Annotated in this window: 16 protein-coding genes; 5 read left to right on the forward strand and 11 right to left on the reverse strand. The window is 72.7% G+C overall.

Going from position 1 to position 16,668, the window contains the following annotated elements:
• Nucleotides 1-82: 82 nt before the first annotated feature.
• Complete coding sequence (locus tag ACFVWY_RS08460; RefSeq protein ID WP_389868572.1) at nt 83-697, reverse strand: TetR/AcrR family transcriptional regulator; 615 nt, start codon at nt 695-697, stop codon at nt 83-85.
• A gap of 151 nt (nt 698-848) precedes the next feature.
• Between ACFVWY_RS08460 and ACFVWY_RS08465 the strand changes: the two genes are divergently transcribed.
• Entirely contained in the window at nt 849-3,332 is a 2,484-nt protein-coding gene (locus ACFVWY_RS08465; RefSeq protein WP_389868573.1) for a glycoside hydrolase family 3 protein, read from the forward strand.
• 14 nt (nt 3,333-3,346) lie between these two features.
• Here the strand turns inward: ACFVWY_RS08465 and ACFVWY_RS08470 are convergent, their stop codons facing one another.
• Complete coding sequence (locus ACFVWY_RS08470) at nt 3,347-4,345, reverse strand: aldose epimerase family protein (protein WP_389869021.1); 999 nt, start codon at nt 4,343-4,345, stop codon at nt 3,347-3,349.
• A 16-nt stretch (nt 4,346-4,361) separates the two neighbouring features.
• Nucleotides 4,362-5,291: an SGNH/GDSL hydrolase family protein gene (locus tag ACFVWY_RS08475; RefSeq protein ID WP_389868575.1), complete on the reverse strand. Its 930-nt coding sequence runs from the start codon at nt 5,289-5,291 to the stop codon at nt 4,362-4,364.
• Between the two features lie 349 nt (nt 5,292-5,640).
• On the opposite strand from ACFVWY_RS08475, the gene ACFVWY_RS08480 reads away from it, so the two are divergent.
• Nucleotides 5,641-6,135: a DUF3145 domain-containing protein gene (locus tag ACFVWY_RS08480; protein WP_383928722.1), complete on the forward strand. Its 495-nt coding sequence runs from the start codon at nt 5,641-5,643 to the stop codon at nt 6,133-6,135.
• Between the two features lie 99 nt (nt 6,136-6,234).
• On the opposite strand, the gene fabF is transcribed toward ACFVWY_RS08480, so the two are convergent.
• The 5 genes from fabF to ACFVWY_RS08505 all read right to left on the reverse strand — a co-directional run bounded on the left by fabF (nt 6,235) and on the right by ACFVWY_RS08505 (nt 11,133).
• Complete coding sequence (gene fabF / locus ACFVWY_RS08485; protein ID WP_389868578.1) at nt 6,235-7,497, reverse strand: beta-ketoacyl-ACP synthase II; 1,263 nt, start codon at nt 7,495-7,497, stop codon at nt 6,235-6,237.
• Nucleotides 7,498-7,574: 77 nt separating this feature from the next.
• Nucleotides 7,575-7,823 carry an acyl carrier protein gene (locus tag ACFVWY_RS08490; RefSeq protein ID WP_389868579.1) on the reverse strand — a complete coding sequence of 83 codons (249 nt, stop codon included), beginning with the start codon at nt 7,821-7,823 and terminating at the stop codon, nt 7,575-7,577.
• A 63-nt stretch (nt 7,824-7,886) separates the two neighbouring features.
• A complete protein-coding gene (locus ACFVWY_RS08495) occupies nt 7,887-8,918 on the reverse strand; it encodes a ketoacyl-ACP synthase III (protein ID WP_389868581.1) in 1,032 nt (343 codons plus the stop codon).
• 11 nt (nt 8,919-8,929) lie between these two features.
• A complete protein-coding gene (locus ACFVWY_RS08500; protein WP_389869023.1) occupies nt 8,930-9,844 on the reverse strand; it encodes an ACP S-malonyltransferase in 915 nt (304 codons plus the stop codon).
• An 89-nt stretch (nt 9,845-9,933) separates the two neighbouring features.
• Nucleotides 9,934-11,133: a PucR family transcriptional regulator gene (locus tag ACFVWY_RS08505; RefSeq protein WP_389868583.1), complete on the reverse strand. Its 1,200-nt coding sequence runs from the start codon at nt 11,131-11,133 to the stop codon at nt 9,934-9,936.
• 129 nt (nt 11,134-11,262) lie between these two features.
• Between ACFVWY_RS08505 and ACFVWY_RS08510 the strand changes: the two genes are divergently transcribed.
• Together ACFVWY_RS08510 and ACFVWY_RS08515 are read left to right on the forward strand one after the other, a co-directional pair.
• A complete protein-coding gene (locus ACFVWY_RS08510) occupies nt 11,263-11,931 on the forward strand; it encodes a pirin family protein (RefSeq protein ID WP_389868585.1) in 669 nt (222 codons plus the stop codon).
• 110 nt (nt 11,932-12,041) lie between these two features.
• Complete coding sequence (locus ACFVWY_RS08515) at nt 12,042-12,425, forward strand: hypothetical protein (RefSeq protein WP_389868587.1); 384 nt, start codon at nt 12,042-12,044, stop codon at nt 12,423-12,425.
• A gap of 88 nt (nt 12,426-12,513) precedes the next feature.
• Here the strand turns inward: ACFVWY_RS08515 and ACFVWY_RS08520 are convergent, their stop codons facing one another.
• Both ACFVWY_RS08520 and ACFVWY_RS08525 read right to left on the reverse strand, forming a co-directional pair.
• The gene (locus ACFVWY_RS08520) at nt 12,514-13,104 is read right to left on the reverse strand and encodes a GNAT family N-acetyltransferase (RefSeq protein WP_389868589.1); all 591 of its coding nucleotides are present in this window, start codon (nt 13,102-13,104) and stop codon (nt 12,514-12,516) included.
• Nucleotides 13,105-13,532: 428 nt separating this feature from the next.
• Complete coding sequence (locus tag ACFVWY_RS08525) at nt 13,533-14,807, reverse strand: cytochrome P450 (protein ID WP_389868591.1); 1,275 nt, start codon at nt 14,805-14,807, stop codon at nt 13,533-13,535.
• A gap of 437 nt (nt 14,808-15,244) precedes the next feature.
• On the opposite strand from ACFVWY_RS08525, the gene ACFVWY_RS08530 reads away from it, so the two are divergent.
• Entirely contained in the window at nt 15,245-16,120 is an 876-nt protein-coding gene (locus ACFVWY_RS08530; RefSeq protein WP_389869026.1) for an aminoglycoside phosphotransferase family protein, read from the forward strand.
• Between the two features lie 92 nt (nt 16,121-16,212).
• Here ACFVWY_RS08530 and ACFVWY_RS08535 read toward each other — a convergent pair whose 3' ends face one another.
• Nucleotides 16,213-16,554: a hypothetical protein gene (locus ACFVWY_RS08535; protein WP_389868593.1), complete on the reverse strand. Its 342-nt coding sequence runs from the start codon at nt 16,552-16,554 to the stop codon at nt 16,213-16,215.
• Nucleotides 16,555-16,668: the final 114 nt, after the last annotated feature.

Here is a 16,668-nt window from a genome sequence, read left to right on the forward strand (position 1 = left end):
CCCGCAGGTGGTGAGGGCCGGGGCAACCCGCCCCGCGATGCCGTGCGGGGTGCCATGATGGGCGGTTCTCTGGAACTCCCCCTCAGGGAAGGGGCGTTGAGGTGTCCGGTGCCTCCGGCTCCGCGGTCGCCCCCGGCCCCCGCAGCAGCGTCAGGAAGTCCCCGAACGCCGACGGCATGTCCACCGCCTCGGGGTCCAGCAGCCACTGGTACTGGAGCCCGTCCAGCACCGCCACCAGCAGGGGGGCCGCGCGCTCCGGGCTCAGCCCGCCCGGCAGCCGCTCGCCGAACTCCGCGCGCAGGATCGCCGCCATGCTCGCCCGGACCTGGGTGTAGCGGCGGGTGAAGAACTCCCGCGCCGGGTGCCCCTCCGTCACGCTCTCGCCGAGCAGCGCCGAGAAGGTCTGGACGATGCCGGGCCGCATCGCGTTGTACTCCACCAGCGAGGCCAGCAGCGCGACCGGCCAGACGCCGTCGCTCCCGGCACAGCCCCCGGTGTCCCACTGGTCGCGCTCCTCCAGCACGGCGAGCAGCAGCGCCTCCTTGGTGGGGAAGTAGTGCAGCAGTCCCTGCTGGCTGAGGCCGACCCGCTCGGCGACGGCGCTCAGCGAGGCGCCCCGGTAGCCGCGCTCGGCGATCACTTCGAGCGCCGCCCGGACGATCTCCGCCCGCCGCTCCATTCCCCTGCCCCGTGCCATCGCCCCAGCCCCTCCCGGTGCCCGTCCGCCCCCGCACTGGGACCGTACGCCATCCCTGCACATAACAGAAGGGTAACGAAACCTACTGGCTTACCTGGTGCCGGGTCAGTATGGAGGTGTTCAGCACAGAATCCGACGCGGAGGTACGGCCGTGACAGACGCGCCCACACCCACTCACCCCGACGCGGTCCGCGAGGCCGCGGTCGAAGCGGCGCTCTCGGCGCTGGGCCTCGACGACAAGGCGCGGCTGCTGGCCGGACAGGACATGTGGTCGCTGCCCGCGCTGCCCGCCGCGGGGCTGGGGTCGCTGGTCATGTCCGACGGGCCGATCGGGGTCCGGGGCGTCGCCTGGAGCGCCGACGACCCGTCCGTGGCCCTGCCCTCCCCGACCGCGCTGGCCGCCGCCTGGGACGCGGACCTGGCCCGCCGCGCCGGGCACCTGCTGGCCCAGGAGGCCCGCCGCAAGGGGGTGCACGTCCTCCTCGCCCCGACCGTGAACCTCCACCGGTCCCCGCTCGGCGGGCGCCACTTCGAGACGTACAGCGAGGACCCTTACCTCACCGGTGAGATCGGTACCGGCTATGTGCGCGGGGTGCAGGACGGCGGGGTCGGCACCACCGTCAAGCACTACGCCGCCAACGACGCCGAGACCGACCGCTTCACCGTGAACAACGTCCTCGCCCCGCGCGCCCTGCGCGAGATCTACCTCGCGCCCTTCGAGCGGATCGTCGCGAACGCCCACCCGTGGGGCATCATGGCCGCCTACAACCGGGTCAACGGCACCACCATGACCGAGCACCACTACCTGCTGAACACGGTGCTGCGCGGCGAATGGGGCTTCGACGGCTGCGTCGTCTCCGACTGGCTGGCCGCCCGCTCGACCGCCGCCACCGTCAACGGCGGCCTCGACATCGCGATGCCCGGCCCGAAGACGGTGTACGGCAAGGCCCTCGCCGAGGCGGTCCGGGCCGGTGCGGTCGAGGAGTCCGTCGTCGACGGCGCCGTACGCAACGTGCTGCGGCTGGCCGCCCGCGTCGGCATCCTGGACGGCGCCCCGCCCGTCGTCGCCCCGGCCGACCGGCCCGCGGAGATCGACGGCGAGGCACTGGCCCGCGAGATCGCCCGCCGCTCCTTCGTCCTGGTCCGCAACGAAGCCCGCGACGGCGTGCGCCCCGCCCTCCCCGTCGACCCGGCGGACGTCCGCACCGTCGCGGTCAGCGGGGCGCTCGCCCGGGACGCCCGGGTCCTGGGCGGGGGCTCCGCCCAGGTCTTCCCGTCCCACGTCGTCACGCCGCTCGACGGACTGACCGCCGCCCTCCCCGAGGGCACCGTCGACTACCGCGTCGGCGCCGACCCCAACACCGAACTCACCCCCGCCGAGCAGGGCTTCGGCCTCCGGGCCGTCTGCTACGACGCGACCGGCGCCGTCCTCGGCTCCGCGCCCCTGCCCGGCGGCACCGTCCAGTGGATCGGCGACGGCCTTCCCGGGGGCGTCACCCGCTCCACCCTGCACAGTGTCGAGATCACCGGCACCTTCGTCCCGCGCGACAGCGGCGAGCACGTCTTCGGTACCCGGGGCACCGGCGCGCTCACCCTCACCGTCGCGGGCGAGACCCTGTACGACGGACTGCACCGGGTGGTCTCCGCCGACCCCGGCGAGGCCTTCTTCGGCAACCCGCTGGAGCGCGGCCGGATCACCCTCACCGCGGGGGAGCCCGTCGAGGTCTCGCTGCGGCAGATCCCCGAGACCCTCGGCGACGACGCGCCCGTCCTGGGCGTCTCGTTCGCCCTCTGCCACCTCGGCCCGCGCCGCGATCCGGCCGAACTGATCGCCGAGGCCGCGGAGTCGGCCCGCGCGGCGGACATCGCGGTCGTCGTCGTCGGCACCACCGAACGCGTCGAGTCCGAGGGCTTCGACCGCACCGACCTGCGCCTCCCCGGCCACCAGGACGCACTGGTGAGCGCCGTCGCCGCCGCCAACCCGAACACCGTGGTGATCGTCAACTCCGGCTCCCCGGTGGAGCTTCCGTGGCGGGAGGAGGTCGCCGCGGTGCTGCTCGCCTGGTTCCCGGGGCAGGAGGCCGGACACGCCCTCGCCGATGTGCTGCTCGGTGCGGCCGAGCCGGGCGGGCGGCTCCCCACCACCTGGCCGGCCGCCCTCGGTGACGTACCGGTCGCGAACACCACCCCCACCGACGGGGAACTCCGGTACGACGAGGGCGTCTTCGTCGGCTACCGGGCCTGGGAGAAGGCCGGTGCCACGCCCGCCTACCCCTTCGGCCACGGACTCGGCTACACCACCTGGGCGTACGAGAGCCTCACCGCCGACCCGCACACGGCCACCGTGCGCGTCCGCAACACCGGCACCCGGCCGGGCGCCGAGACCGTCCAGATCTACCTGGCGCCCCGCGAGGGCACCGCCGTACGCCCGGCCCGGACGCTCGTCGGCTTCGCCCGTGCCGAGGCGGCACCCGGCGAGAGCGCCGAGGTCACGATCGCCCTGGACCCGCGCGGCTACGAGATCTGGGACGAGGACGCGTACGGCTGGGTCCGGGTGCCCGGCGGCTACGAGGTCCAGGCGGCCCGCTCACTGGCCGACGTACGCCTGACGGCGGCCGTGGAGACCGGCGCGTAGCGGGCGCCCCGGGCTCAGCGCGCCGAGAAGCCGTACACCGTCGTCGAGACGAACTCCTCGCCCGGCCGGAGCACCGTGCTCGGGAACTCCGGCCGGTTCGGGGAGTCGGGGAAGTGCTGGGTCTCCAGCGCGACCCCGGCGCACGGGCCGAACGGCCGCCCGTCGAAGTGGTCCGCCGTGTACAGCTGGAGCCCCGGCTCCGTCGTGGTCACCGTCAGCACCCGTCCCGAGCCCGCGTCGTACAGCTCGGCCGCCGGGCCCGGGTCCGCCGCGTCCAGCACGAAGTTGTGGTCGTAGCCCTCGCCGACCGGCACCGGCGCGCGGAAGTCGAACCTGGTCCCGTCCACCGGCAGCAGCTCACCGGTCGGCAGCGACTCGGCGTCCACCGGGGTGATCCGCCCGGCCGCGATCCGCAGCACCTGCCCCAGCGCGCTGCCGCTGCCGGCGCCCGCGAGGTTCCAGTACGTGTGGTTGGTCAGGTTGAGCACCGTCGGCGCGCCGGTGCTCGCCCGGTACGTGATCCGCAGCGCCCCGCCCGCCTCCAGGGTGTACGCGGCACGCACCGCGAGGCGGCCGGGGAAGCCCTCCTCGCCGTCCTCGGAGACCAGCGACAGCTCGACACCGTCCGCCACCTCCCGGGCCCGCCACACGCGCTTGTCGAAGCCCCCGGACCCGCCGTGCACCTGATTGCGCCCCTCGTTCGGCGTCAACCGGTACGCGCGCCCGTCCAGCTCGAAGGCGGAGCCGCCGATCCGGTTCGCGTACCGCCCGACCAGGGCGCCGAAGTACGGCCCGGGGAACGCCTGGTAGCCGTCCAGGTCCGGCAGCCCGAGCGCGATGCCCGCCCGTACCCCGTCCCGGTCCGGCACCTCGACCGACTGCACGATCCCGCCGTACGTCAGCACCCGCACCCGCGTGCCGTCCCGCTCCAGCGTCCAGCGGTGCACCGGGGTGCCGTCCGTGAGGGTGCCGAAGTCGTCCGCCCGTACCGCCGTGCCCGAACTCGTGATCATGGTCATGATCGCGAGCCTATGCGGGGGGCCGGGCGGCGGTGACATTGCGGTAGGCGATCTCCGCCAGCCGGGCCTGCCCGTCGCGCCCCGGGTGGAACCAGTCCCACTGGCTGAGCTGCCTGCCGGTGAACGGGTAGTCGAAGACCGCGCCGCCGTCGTAGCGGCAGAGCCGGTCCTTCGCGCAGACGTCCCGCAGCACCCCGTTGTACGCCACCACCCGTTCGCGCACCTCCGCGCGCCGGGCCGTCGCGGCCGGGCCCAGGTCGTCGGCGTCGCCCAGCATCGACGGGCAGATGCCCAGCTTCCAGATCTGCTTGCCCAGCGCGTTGTCCCGCCCCGTCGACCAGAGCCGCTTGAGGTCCGGCACGCTCGACACGTACACCTGCGCCTTGGGCGCACCGGCCCGCAGCTGCCGCATCGACGCCTCGAACGAGCTACGGAAATCAGCCACCGGCGTCATGTACCGGGCGGAATCCCGGCAGGCGTCGTTGGCGCCGATCATCACCGTCACCAGATCGGGCTTCTCCTGGGCGGCCAGCCCCATCTGCTCCGGCAGCTGGGCCATCCGGGCCCCCGTCCGGGCGTGGTTCCAGCTGCGCGAGGCGGCCTTCACGTCGCCGAGCAGCCGCACCGCGAGGCTGCGCACCTCGCCGTCCGTGCCGGTCGCCCAGGACACCTCCGGGCAGTCCGCCAGCACCGAGCAGGCGTCGAAGCCCCGGGTGATGGAGTCGCCCACCGCGGCCACCGACCCCGGCTCCCGGTCCCAGACCGGTCCGGGCCGGGCGGAGGGCTGCGCGGCGGCCCCCTTCGTCGTACTGCCCGCGCCGGAGTCGCAACCGGTCAGGGCGGCCGTGCCGAGCAGACAGGCCGCCGCCAGAACCGCGGCACCGGTACGCGGGCGGGCGGCGGCGGTGCGCGGACGGCGGCGGGCAAAACGATCCTGCATACCGTGCTCCCCTCGGTTGTGCCCCGGCAGCCCCTGGCGGCACCGGTCGGAAGGCCCCGACGCCCTGGCGGGTGAAAGCTGAGCGAAGGAAAGGCCCAGGACCGACCGTACGTCACACCGGGGCCCCCGCCGCGCGGTAGCTTTTCCTCGTCGTACCAGCGGCGCTGTCCCCCACTCGGCTCCACTTGAGTGGCTTTCCGGAAATCACACCACGTCACATACTGTCCTTTTTCAGGAGCTTCACCCCGATGCTGTTTACTGATGACAACCTCGGGATCCGGCCGAGAATCGACGGTTCGGGCGCGAGGCCGCTGGAGAAGGCGAACTTCGTTCCACACTGGAGGTCCCGGTGACGACACGTGGAGTTCTGTACGTTCACTCCGCGCCGCGCGCGCTCTGCCCCCATGTCGAGTGGGCCGTGGGGGGTGTCCTCGGCGTCCGGGTCCAGCTCGACTGGATCAGACAGCCCGCCGCACCCGGCACCTGGCGGTCCGAATTCTCCTGGCAGGGCCGCGCCGGTACGGCGTCCAAACTGGCCTCCGCGCTGCGGGGCTGGGACATGCTGCGCTTCGAGGTGACGGCCGAGCCGAGCGCCACGGCGGAGGGCGAGCGCTACAGCTCCACGCCGGGCCTGGGCATCTTCCACGCCGTCACCGGCCTGCACGGCGACATCCTGGTGCCGGAGGACCGGCTGCGGGCGGCGCTGGCCCGTTCGAAGCGGGGCGAGAGCGACCTGGCGGCCGAGATCGCCAAGCTGCTCGGCAAGCCGTGGGACGACGAGCTGGAGTCCTTCCGCCACGCGGGCGAGGGAGCCCCGGTCCGCTGGCTGCACCAGGTGGTCTGACCGCGGGCGGTCCACGGCACGGCTGAGGCCCGCCTCCCCACGGCGGTTTCTAGGGGGAGACGGGCCTCAGCCCTGCCGGCACGCCGGCCGGTCCACGGGTCAGACGCTGCGGAAGGCCAGCACCACGTTGTGTCCGCCGAAGCCGAACGAGTTGTTGATCGCGGCGATCGAGCCCTCCGGCAGCGGGCGGGGGGTGTCGCGGACGATGTCCGCCTCCACGTCCCCGTCGAGCTGCTCCACGTTGATCGTCGGCGGAGCCGTCCGGTTGACCAGCGCCAGCACGGTCGCGACGGTCTCCACGCCACCGGCGCCGCCGAGGAGGTGACCGGTCATCGACTTCGTGGCGGAGATCGCCACGTGGTCGAGATCGTCGCCCAGGACCTTGCGCAGGGCCTTCAGCTCCGCGACGTCGCCCTGCGGGGTGGAGGTGGCGTGCGCGTTGAGGTGCACGACCTCGGACGGCTTGAGGTCCGAGTGCTCCAGCAGGTTCTCCAGCGCGGCGGCGATGCCGCGGCCGGTCGGCTCGGGCTGCGCGATGTGGTGGGCGTCGGCGGACAGGCCCTGGCCCAGCACCTCGCAGTAGACCTTGGCGCCGCGCGCGGCGGCGTGCTCCGCGGACTCCAGGACGACGATTCCGGCGCCCTCGCCGAGGACGAAGCCGTCGCGGCCGGTGTCGTACGGGCGAGAGGCCTTCTCGGGCTCCTCGTTGTTCTTGGACATCGCCATCATGTTGGCGAACGCGGCGATGGGCAGCGGGTGGATCGCCGCCTCGGTGCCACCGGCGAGGACCACATCGGCGCGGCCGGTGCGGATCATCTCGACGGCGTAGCCGATCGCCTCGGCGCCCGAGGCGCAGGCCGACACCGGCGTGTGCACACCGGCGCGGGCGTTGACCTCCAGACCGACGTTGGCCGCCGGGCTGTTGGGCATGAGCATGGGCACGGTGTGCGGGGAGACGCGGCGTACGCCCTTCTCCTTGAGCACGTCGTACTGGTCGAGCAGGGTGGTCACGCCGCCGATGCCGGAGGCGATGACCGCGCCCAGCCGCTCGGGACGGACCTTGTCGTCGTCGCCGGCCTTGCCGGTGTAACCGGCGTCGGCCCACGCCTCCCGGGCCGCGATCAGCGCGAACTGCGCCGAGCGGTCCAGCTTGCGGGCGAGCGGACGGGGCAGTACGTCGCCCGGATCGACGGCCGCGAGGGCGGCGATCCGGACGGGCAGCTCGGCGAAACGTTCGCCCTCGAGAGGCTTGACGCCGGAACGGCCGGCCATCAGACCTTCCCAGGTCGACGCCGAGTCGCCACCCAGCGGAGTGGTTGCGCCGATACCGGTGACGACCACGGTGCGATTGGTCGAGTTCACTGGAAAATCTTCTCCACGTGTAGAGGGTCGTGAATCAGCGGCGCCACCGCCGGGTGGCGACACAGGAGCAGACCGGATCAGGCCTGGTGCTTGAGGATGTAGTCGGCGGCGTCACCGACGGTCTTGAGGTTCTTGACGTCCTCGTCGGGGATCTTGACGTCGAAGCGCTCCTCGGCGGCGACGACGACCTCGACCATGGACAGCGAGTCGACGTCCAGGTCGTCGGTGAAGGACTTGTCCAGCTGGACGTCCTCGACCGGGATACCGGCGATCTCGTTGACGATGTCGCCGAGACCCTTGACGATCTCTTCCTGAGTGGCGGCCATTTTGGCGCTCCTTAGAGGTTTAGTTGCAGGTTGAGGCTGGCGGGGCTGAAGGGCCCGGTGTGCCTAGGGGAGAGTAACGACCGTCGCGGCGTAGACGAGACCCGCCCCGAAGCCGATGACGAGCGCGGTGTCGCCGCTCTTTGCCTGACCGGTCGCCAGGAGCCGCTCCATGGCGAGCGGAATCGAGGCGGCGGAGGTGTTGCCGGTGGTCTCCACGTCGCGGGCGACGGTGACGTTGTCCGGCAGCTTCAGGGTCTTCACCATCGAGTCGATGATCCGCATGTTGGCCTGGTGCGGAATGAAGACGTCCAGGTCTTGCGGGGCGATCCCCGCGGCGTCCAGCGCCTGCTGGGCGACCTTCGCCATCTCGAAGACGGCCCAGCGGAAGACCGCCTGGCCCTCCTGCGTGATGGCCGGGAACTTGACGTTCCCGTCGGCGTCCAGCGGCAGCTGGAGGACATCGCCGGAACGGAAGTCGTCCCAGGCGACGGTCTGCTTGATCGTCTCGGCCTTGTCGCCCTCGGAACCCCAGATGGTCGGACCGATGGCCGGTTCCTTGGAGGGGCCGACGATGACCGCTCCGGCGCCGTCACCGAACAGGAAGGCCGTCGCGCGGTCCGACTTGTCGGTGAGGTCGCTCAGCCGCTCCACGCCGATGACCAGCACGTACTCCGCCGAACCCTCGACGACCATGCCCTTGGCGAGGGTCAGCCCGTAGCCGAAGCCCGCACAGCCGGCCGAGATGTCGAAGGCGGCGGGCTTGCCCGCGCCGACCAGGTGGGCGATCTCGGTCGCGATGGCCGGGGTCTGCTTGAAGTGCGAGACGGTGGAGACGACCACGGCACCGATCTGCTCGGGCCTGATCCCGGCGTCCGCGATGGCCTTGCCGGACGCCTCCACGGACATCGCGGCCACGGTCTCCTCCTCGGAGGCCCAGTGGCGGGTGGCGATGCCCGAGCGCGAGCGGATCCACTCATCGGACGAGTCGATCGTTTCGAGGATCACCTCGTTGGGCACGACACGGGTCGGCCGGTAGCCGCCGACCCCCATGATCCGTGCGTACGGGGAGCCCTGGCTGGGCTTGATCTTCGACATGTCTCCGCTCCTTAGGCGCCCGCGTGCTCGGCGATGAGAGCACGGGCCGCGTCGAGGTCGTCGGGGGTCTTGAGCGCGAGCGTCTTCACGCCGGGCAGCGCGCGCTTGGCGAGACCGGTGAGCGTGCCGCCAGGGCACGCCTCGATGAGCGCCGTGACACCCAACTCCTTGAAAGTCTCCATGCACAGGTCCCAGCGGACCGGGTTGGCGACCTGCCCGACCAGCCGCGACAGGACCTCGTCGCCACTGGCGACGGCCTTCCCGTCGGCGTTCGAGAGGTACGTCACGGCCGGGTCGGCGGGCGTCAGCTTCGCGGCGGCCTCACGCAGCCGCTCCACGGCGGGCGCCATGTGGCGCGTGTGGAAGGCACCGGCGACCTTGAGCGGAACCACCCGGCGCACACCCTCCGGCGGAGACGCGACCAGCGCGGCGATCTCCTCGGCGGTGCCCGCGGCCACGATCTGACCGGCGCCGTTGACGTTCGCCGGGGTCAGCCCCAGCTTCTCCAGGTGCGCGACCGAGACGTCGGGGTCGCCGCCCAGCAGCGCCGCCATGCCGGTCTCGGTGACCGCGGCGGCCTCGGCCATCGCGAGCCCCCGGGCACGGACCAGGCGCAGCGCGTCCTCCTCGCCGATGACCCCGGCGAGGGCGGCGGCGGTGATCTCACCGACGCTGTGGCCCGCGACGACGGCCGGGGCCGCGCCGAGCGCGGCGGCGGACAGCAGACCCGCGGCGACCAGCAGCGGCTGCGCCACCGCGGTGTCACGGATCTCCTCCGCGTCGGCCTCGGTGCCGTAGTGGGCGAGGTCGAGCCCGATGGCCTTGGACCAGGCCGCGATGCGGTCGGCGGCACCGGGGAGGTCGAGCCAGGGAGTCAGGAAGCCGGGCGTCTGAGCGCCTTGGCCGGGAGCGACGAGTACGAGCACCCTCACACTCTCTCTTGTGAACGGTCCGGAAGACCCGTGGGGACAGGGACGAAGAACGGTAGGGGGAATTGTGGATGTCCAACAAAAGTCTAGGACTGCGGATCTCGGGCGGCCAAGCGCCCCAAGATCAGTGCGATCCGCAGCGTGAAGGCGGACCGGACATCCGACGGTGACCATCCGGTGACGTCCGTCACACGTCGGAGCCGGTAGCGCACGGTGTTCGGGTGGACGAAGAGCATTCTGGCCGCGCCCTCCAGGCTGCTCGCCTGCTCCAGGTAGACACTCAGTGTTTCGAGCAGTGCGGAACCCGCTTCTTCCAGCGGTCTGTAGATCTCCTCCACCAGCTGGTCCCGTGCGGCCGGGTCGCCCGCCATCGCCCGCTCCGGCAGCAGGTCGTCGGCGAGCACCGGCCGGGGGGCGTCCTGCCAGGCCCCGGACGCCTTGAGCCCGGCCGCCGCCGCCTGCGCGGACCGGGTGGCCGCCAGCAGGTCCGGCACCACCGGACCGGCCACGACCGCCCCCGCCGCGTACGGGCCGATCAGGGCCTTCGCCACGTGCAACGGGTTGTTGCTGCCGCCCGCGATGACCACCAGCCGGTTCCCCAGCACCCCGGTCAGGACCTGGAGCTTCGCGTGCCGGGCGGCCCGCCGGATCGCCTCCACGGTCAGTTCGCTGTCCCCGTCCGGGGCGGTGCCGAGCACCACGCACACGTGCTCGGGGGAGTTCCAGCCGAGCGCCGCCGCCCGGGACACCGCGCCCTCGTCGGCCTCGCCGGACAGCACCGCGTTGACGACGAGCGACTCCAGCCGGGCGTCCCAGGCGCCGCGCGCCTCGGCGGCCTGCGCGTACACCTGGGCGGTCGCGAAGGCGATCTCCCGGGCGTAGACGAGCAGCGCCTCACGCAGCACCGACTCGTCGCCGGGTGCGGCGACCTCCTCGATCGCGGCCTCCATCACCTCGATCGTGGTCCGCACCATCTCCACGGTCTGGCGCAGCGTGATCGCCCGGGTCAGCTCGCGCGGAGCCGTGCCGAACACATCGGTGGAGATCGCCTGCGGGGTCTCCGGATGCCGGAACCACTCGGTGAACGCCGCGATACCGGCCTGGGCCACCAGGCCGATCCAGGACCGGTTCTCCGGTGGCATCGCCCGGTACCACGGCAGCGACTCGTCCATACGGGCGATCGCGTTCGCGGCGAGCCGGCCGGAGGACTGCTCCAGGCGTTTCAGGGTCGCCGCATGCAGATGGGCGGCGTGGGCATCGGGCTGCTCAGGATCGGGTCGGGGCACGCAGACAAGATTGCCTCATCCGGCGACGGGCGCGGAGGGCCGGGGCGGCCGCGGGTCGTACCGGCGGGTTTCGCAAGGGCTTGCCCGGCCGCGGGCGCACCGCGGCCCCGGCCGGGCTACGGTGGCCCGGTGATCTCCGTACACCGCGCCGAGGACCGTTACCAGGGCGGCGACCAGGGCGCAGGCATCCTGTCCCGGCACGCCTTCTCCTTCGGCGGCTTCTACGACCCGGACAACCTCCGCTTCGGCCCGCTCATGGCCTGCAACACGGAGCGCCTGGAGCCCGGCGCCGGTTTCGAGGAGCACCCGCACAGCCACACGGAGATCGTCACCTGGGTCGTCGAGGGCGAGCTGACCCACCGCGACTCCACCGGGCACGCCACCCGCGTACGCCCCGGCGACCTCCAGCACCTCAGCGCGGCCTCCGGCGTCCGCCACATCGAACGCAACGACGGCGACACCCCGCTGACGTTCATCCAGATGTGGCTGGCCCCCCTCGAACCGGGCGGCGACCCCGCGTACACCATCGTGCCCGGCCTCGCCGCCGCCGACGCCCCGTACGCCCTCCCGGCCGCCGGGGCGCTGCTCCACGTGTACCGCCCGGCCGCAGGGGAGCGGGTCGAACTGCCGGACGCGCCGCGCCTGTACGTCCAGGTGGTGTCCGGCGCGGTACGGCTCGGCGGGGAGGCGCTGGGACCGGGCGACTCGGCACGGATCACCGGGGAGGAAGGACTGGCGCTGGCAGCGGAGGCGGACGGCGCGGCGGCCGGGGTCCTGGTCTGGGAACTGCCGGTCTGAGGCCCTGGGGGCGCGGGCATCGATTTGGCTGGGGCCAAAGTGTCGTGCGTGACGTGTGAGTGCTGCCGCAGTCTTCCGGCGTCAGCCAATCGCTCCACAGGGAGAGACCCATGAAGCACTTCAAGCGCGCCCTCGCGGGCGGCGCCGCGTCGATCGCCCTCGCGTCGGGCTTGCTGGGGGCCACTACAGGGCAGGCGTCGGCCGTCCAGGCGGCGAGCGCCAAGTACGGGTGCAACTCCGGTTCCGCGTGCATCTACCCGGAGGGCGAGTTCGACTACCGGAACAGCAAGCCGACCAACCAGTACCTCCAGGCCGGTGTCCACCAGCTCTTCTACCAGGAGGGCTACCACTGGATCTTCAACAACCAGACCGACGGCTGGACCATCCGGATGTGCACGGGGAGCAACGGCACGGGGTGCGATGCCCCCATCCCGCCGGGGGGCGCCGTCTGGATGAACCTCACTCCGGTGAATTCGGTCGTCATCCAGCCGTAGCCGCACCTGGATCGCGCCGCCGGGGCCGGGCTCCGCGCACTGGTCCCGGGCGGCGGAGCCGGAACGCGTCACGCCCGGCCCGGTCCGTTTAACTCCCGTCGTCCCGGCGCCACATCGACCACATCGAAGGGCCCGACCGGAAGACCATCTCCTCGTGCACGGCGAACCCGTGCCGCTGGTAGAAGCTGAGGTTGCGGCGGTTGCTGGACTCCAGGAAGACCGGCCGCCCGTCCGCGTCCGCCTGCTCCAGCAGCCCGCCGAGCACCCGCGCCCCGCGTCCGGTGCCCCGTGCGTCGGCCCGGGTGCCGATGTACTCCACGTACCAGTGGTCGGGACCGGCCGGGTGGCGGTGCTCCATGGCGAACAACCGCCGGGTGGTACGGGGGAGTTGACCTCGGGTGGCCCGCAGCAGCGGACCCGCGTTGCGCAGCAGGTACGTCACCGGCAGCTTCCACGCCCCGGGCTCCGCCCACACCGCCGTGACCGTGCGCTCCGGGTCGGTCCAGACCCGCCCGGCTGGAACCTGCTGGGCCAGGTGCGCGGTGAACAGCAGCCGCAGCCGCCGGTTCCGGTCGCGTGGCATCAGCCAGCTCCAGACGGGGTCCTCGGCGTAGGCACTGGCGAGGACCGCGGCGAGCGCGGGGACATCGGCGGCGGTCGCGCGGACTATGTCGGCCATGGCCGAGGAGTGTAGATCCACCCCGTCGTCTCGGCCATGGGTCCGTCCGGTACATCGAAGGCCCGGGGCCGCCGCTTGCCGCGGCCACCGCCCCGGCCGCGCAGGGCCGCGGTGCCGGACGAACTCGGTGGGAGGGGCAGGGAGGCGGGCCCTTCCGGGGCGCTGACGGGCCGGTGTCCTGCCGGGCCCCGCCGGGGCGGGAACGGAAGGGCGGTCTGGTGCGGGCCCGCCCGCCGTGGGCCAGGTGACCGACTCCGCCCGGTCCGGAGGGGAGCCGGGGCTCCGCGGAGCCCCCGCCGCGTCGTTGTGCTCCTGTGGTCCCGATCAGCTCATGCCGGGGTGAACCGCGTCCGTCCGGCCTCGGCTCCCCGGCGAGGGACGCGCGGACCGGTCCGGGGCCAGCGGACAGGCCGTACGCCTGCCGGTGCTCACTCGGCGCGCAGCCGCACGGGGAGTTCCTTCAGATGCCAGTTGACCGGGTTGTTGCCGCGGTTCAGCCGCTCCGGGCAGGTGGCGAGCCGCAGGCCGGGCGCCCGGTCGAACAGCGCGGTCAGGGCGATGGCGGCTTCCTCCTGGGCGAGGTGCGCGCCCAGACAGCGGTGGGCACCGTGCCCGAATCCGAGGTGGGTCTCCCTGCTGCGGCGGGTACGGCCGAGGTCGAGGCGATCGGGGTCGGTGAAGGCGGCCGGGTCACGGTTGGCCGCGGACACGATCGGCAGGACGGCCTCCCCGGCGCACACCGGGGTTCCGCCGACGACGGTGTCGCGGGTGGCGTAGCGGGGCAGCGCCCGTACGACGGGTCCGCAGAAGCGCATGAGCTCGTCCACCGCGTAGGGCGCGAGGGCCGGGTCCTCGCGCAGGAGGGCGAGCTGGTCCGGGTGGGCGAGGAGCACTTCGGTGCTGTTGGCGATGAGGTTGACGGTGGTGATGTGCCCCGCGACGACCAGGTTGGTGATGAGCGCGACGAGTTCGTCGGTACTCAGCCGGTCGCGATGGTGCGGCGCGAGCAGTTCGGAGATGAGGTCGTCTCCGGGATGGGCGGCGTGGAGGTCGACGAGGTCGTGGGCGTCGGCGACCATGCCGGCGAGCGCGTCGCCCAGTTCGTCCCCGCAGGTGCCCGCGGCCAGTGTGGCGCTCCGTTCCCGCCAGCGGTCGCGGTCGGCTTCGGGAACGGCGATGAGTTCGCAGATGACGGTGATGGGCAACGGCCGGGCGAAGTGTTCGATGAGGTCGACGACGCCGTTCTCGGCGTGGTCCGGCAGGCGGTCGAGCAGGTGGGTGGCGATCTCCTTGATCCTGGGGCGCAGCGCGGCCACGCGTCCCGGGGAGAACGCGGCGGTGACCAGACCGCGCAGACGGCGGTGGTCGGAACCGTCCGAGTCGAAGATTCCGGCACGCAGGTAGTCCTCGTACCCCGCGTACATGCCGCGGGCCTGCCAGGTCTGTTCGGTGCGGTGGGCCACCGGCGCGCCGGGGACGCTGGTGGCGTCGATGGTGAAGCCGGGATCGCTCATGATCATGCGGATGTCGTCGTGGCGGGTGGCCACCCACATGGGGTCGACGCCCTGTACGTGCCCCCGCACCATCCGCTCGCGTTCACGGATGGGCGCGTAGGCGGTGAACGGATCACGGACCAGTTCCTGATCGGCCAGGTCCAGGGGTTCGGGGTGGGATTCGGTGGCGGCCGGGTCCTGCGTCGTCATGGCGGGTCACTCCCAACAGGTGGTCGTTCCGTATCGGCATCATGGCGGCCGGGCCGCACCGGCAGACCGCCACGGGCGCTAATCCGCCCAAACGAATTGCATGTGCCGCGGGTGCGCCGCGGCAGGGCCGGTCGTCGGCCGACGCCCCGGCCCGGGGAGTGAACCGTCCCGTCGAAGGCGCGTGCCGCTGGGGCGAGACCGGCTTGGGGAGACGGGGATCGGCAGCCGCTTCGCACGAAGGCAGCCGGGTGGCGGGTCCGCCCCGGCCGCCTCGCTTCGCACGAAGGCAGCCGGGTGACGCGTCCGCCCCGGCCGCCTTACTTCGCACGAAGACAGCCAGTGGCGCGTCCGGCCCGACCGGTCTCTTTCCCTGATCGCACCGGTCGGCCGGGTACGGGGGCGGCAGACTGGCCCGTATGACACGACAGTGGGTGGATGTGGACAGCGTGACCACGCGGCTGGCTCGTCGATTCGGTCCGCAGGTGGCCGACTGGTGCGTCGGCACGCCGGACCTGATCGCCCGGTTGACGTCCCGTTGGGGCCTCTCCCTCGGTGAACCCCTCCCGGACGGCGCGTCGTCGGTCACGTTGCGGTGCCAGTGGCCCGACGGCACGCCCGCGGTGCTGAAACTCAGTCCGGACCGGGCTCTTCTGGCCGAGCAGGCCGGAACGCTGGGGCGGTTCGCCGCCTCGGGGCGGGTGCCCGCTGTCCTGGCCGTGGACGAGGACGCGGGCGCGATGGTGCTGGAAGAGGTCGTGCCCGGAACACCGGCGGCGGACATGCCTGCTGCCGCGCTTCTTGGGCAGTGGCCGGAGCTGCTCGCCGCGCTGCACGCGGTCGCTCCGCCTCCGCGGCCACCGCGTGTGCTGCGGGGGCGGTGCGAAGAGGCCTTCGTCCGGGTCGGCAGGCGGCTGTCCGAGCCCGCGGTCAGTGCGCGCATCGATGCCACCGCGTGGAGCAGGGCCGTCCGGCGGTGCGAGCGGCTGCTGGACACGGAGGCGGCCACCGTATTGCTTCACGGTGACCTCCACCTGGGCAATGTGCTCGACGGCGGTGCGGAGCGCGGTCTGATGGCCATCGATCCGAAGGCGTGTGTGGGTGATCCGTGCTTCGACGCCGTGGACTACGTCGTGGCCGGGGCCGGGCTGGAGGGTGTGGAGACCCGCTGCGCGCGCGTGGCGGCGGCGTGCGGGCTCGACGGCGACCGGCTCTACGCCTGGAGCCGGGTGATCGCCCCGTTCGCGGCCATCGCCCACCTCGGTCACGGTGGTGAGGAGCCGGTGATCGACGAACTGCTCGCGTTGGCCCGGTGAGAACACCTGACGTCGCCCAACACCTCGTGCCCCGCGCTCCGTTCACTCCTCCTGGCGCGGGACACGGCCCGGCTGTGTCCCGTGCCGCGTGATCACTCCACTGCCCCGGGCTCTTCCTGCTCGAACGCGATGCGGCAGCGTGCTACCTGGTCAGTGACCTGTTCCATGAACCAGAGCATGATCTCGTAGGGGACGACGTGCTCGTGAGGGCTGAAGACGCGGACGGTCGGCGCCAGACCGGGGTCCTCGTCGGGGACGAGCGCCCTCAGGAAGGGGGCCCCTGGCACAGGGGCCGCCGCGCCGGAGTCCTCGGCCCGGGCGGCCGGTACCGGCGCGGCCTCGCTCAGTTCCACGGCCCACGAGTCGTCGGGCAGGGCGTAGTGGAACGTGGTGGCGTAGTGGCGGCCCGCGTGCTCGCGTATCTCCCATGGCATACGAGCAGGCTGCCACGGCCACCGTGTCCGGGCCCGCGGGATTCCGGGCCCGCCGCGGGGTGCGCGGCGGCGACGGAGCCCAGTCCGGTGGAGGGGGCTCGCCTCCTCGGGCGG

The sequence above is a fragment of the Streptomyces sp. NPDC058195 genome (genome assembly GCF_042883525.1).
Lineage (GTDB): Bacteria > Actinomycetota > Actinomycetes > Streptomycetales > Streptomycetaceae > Streptomyces.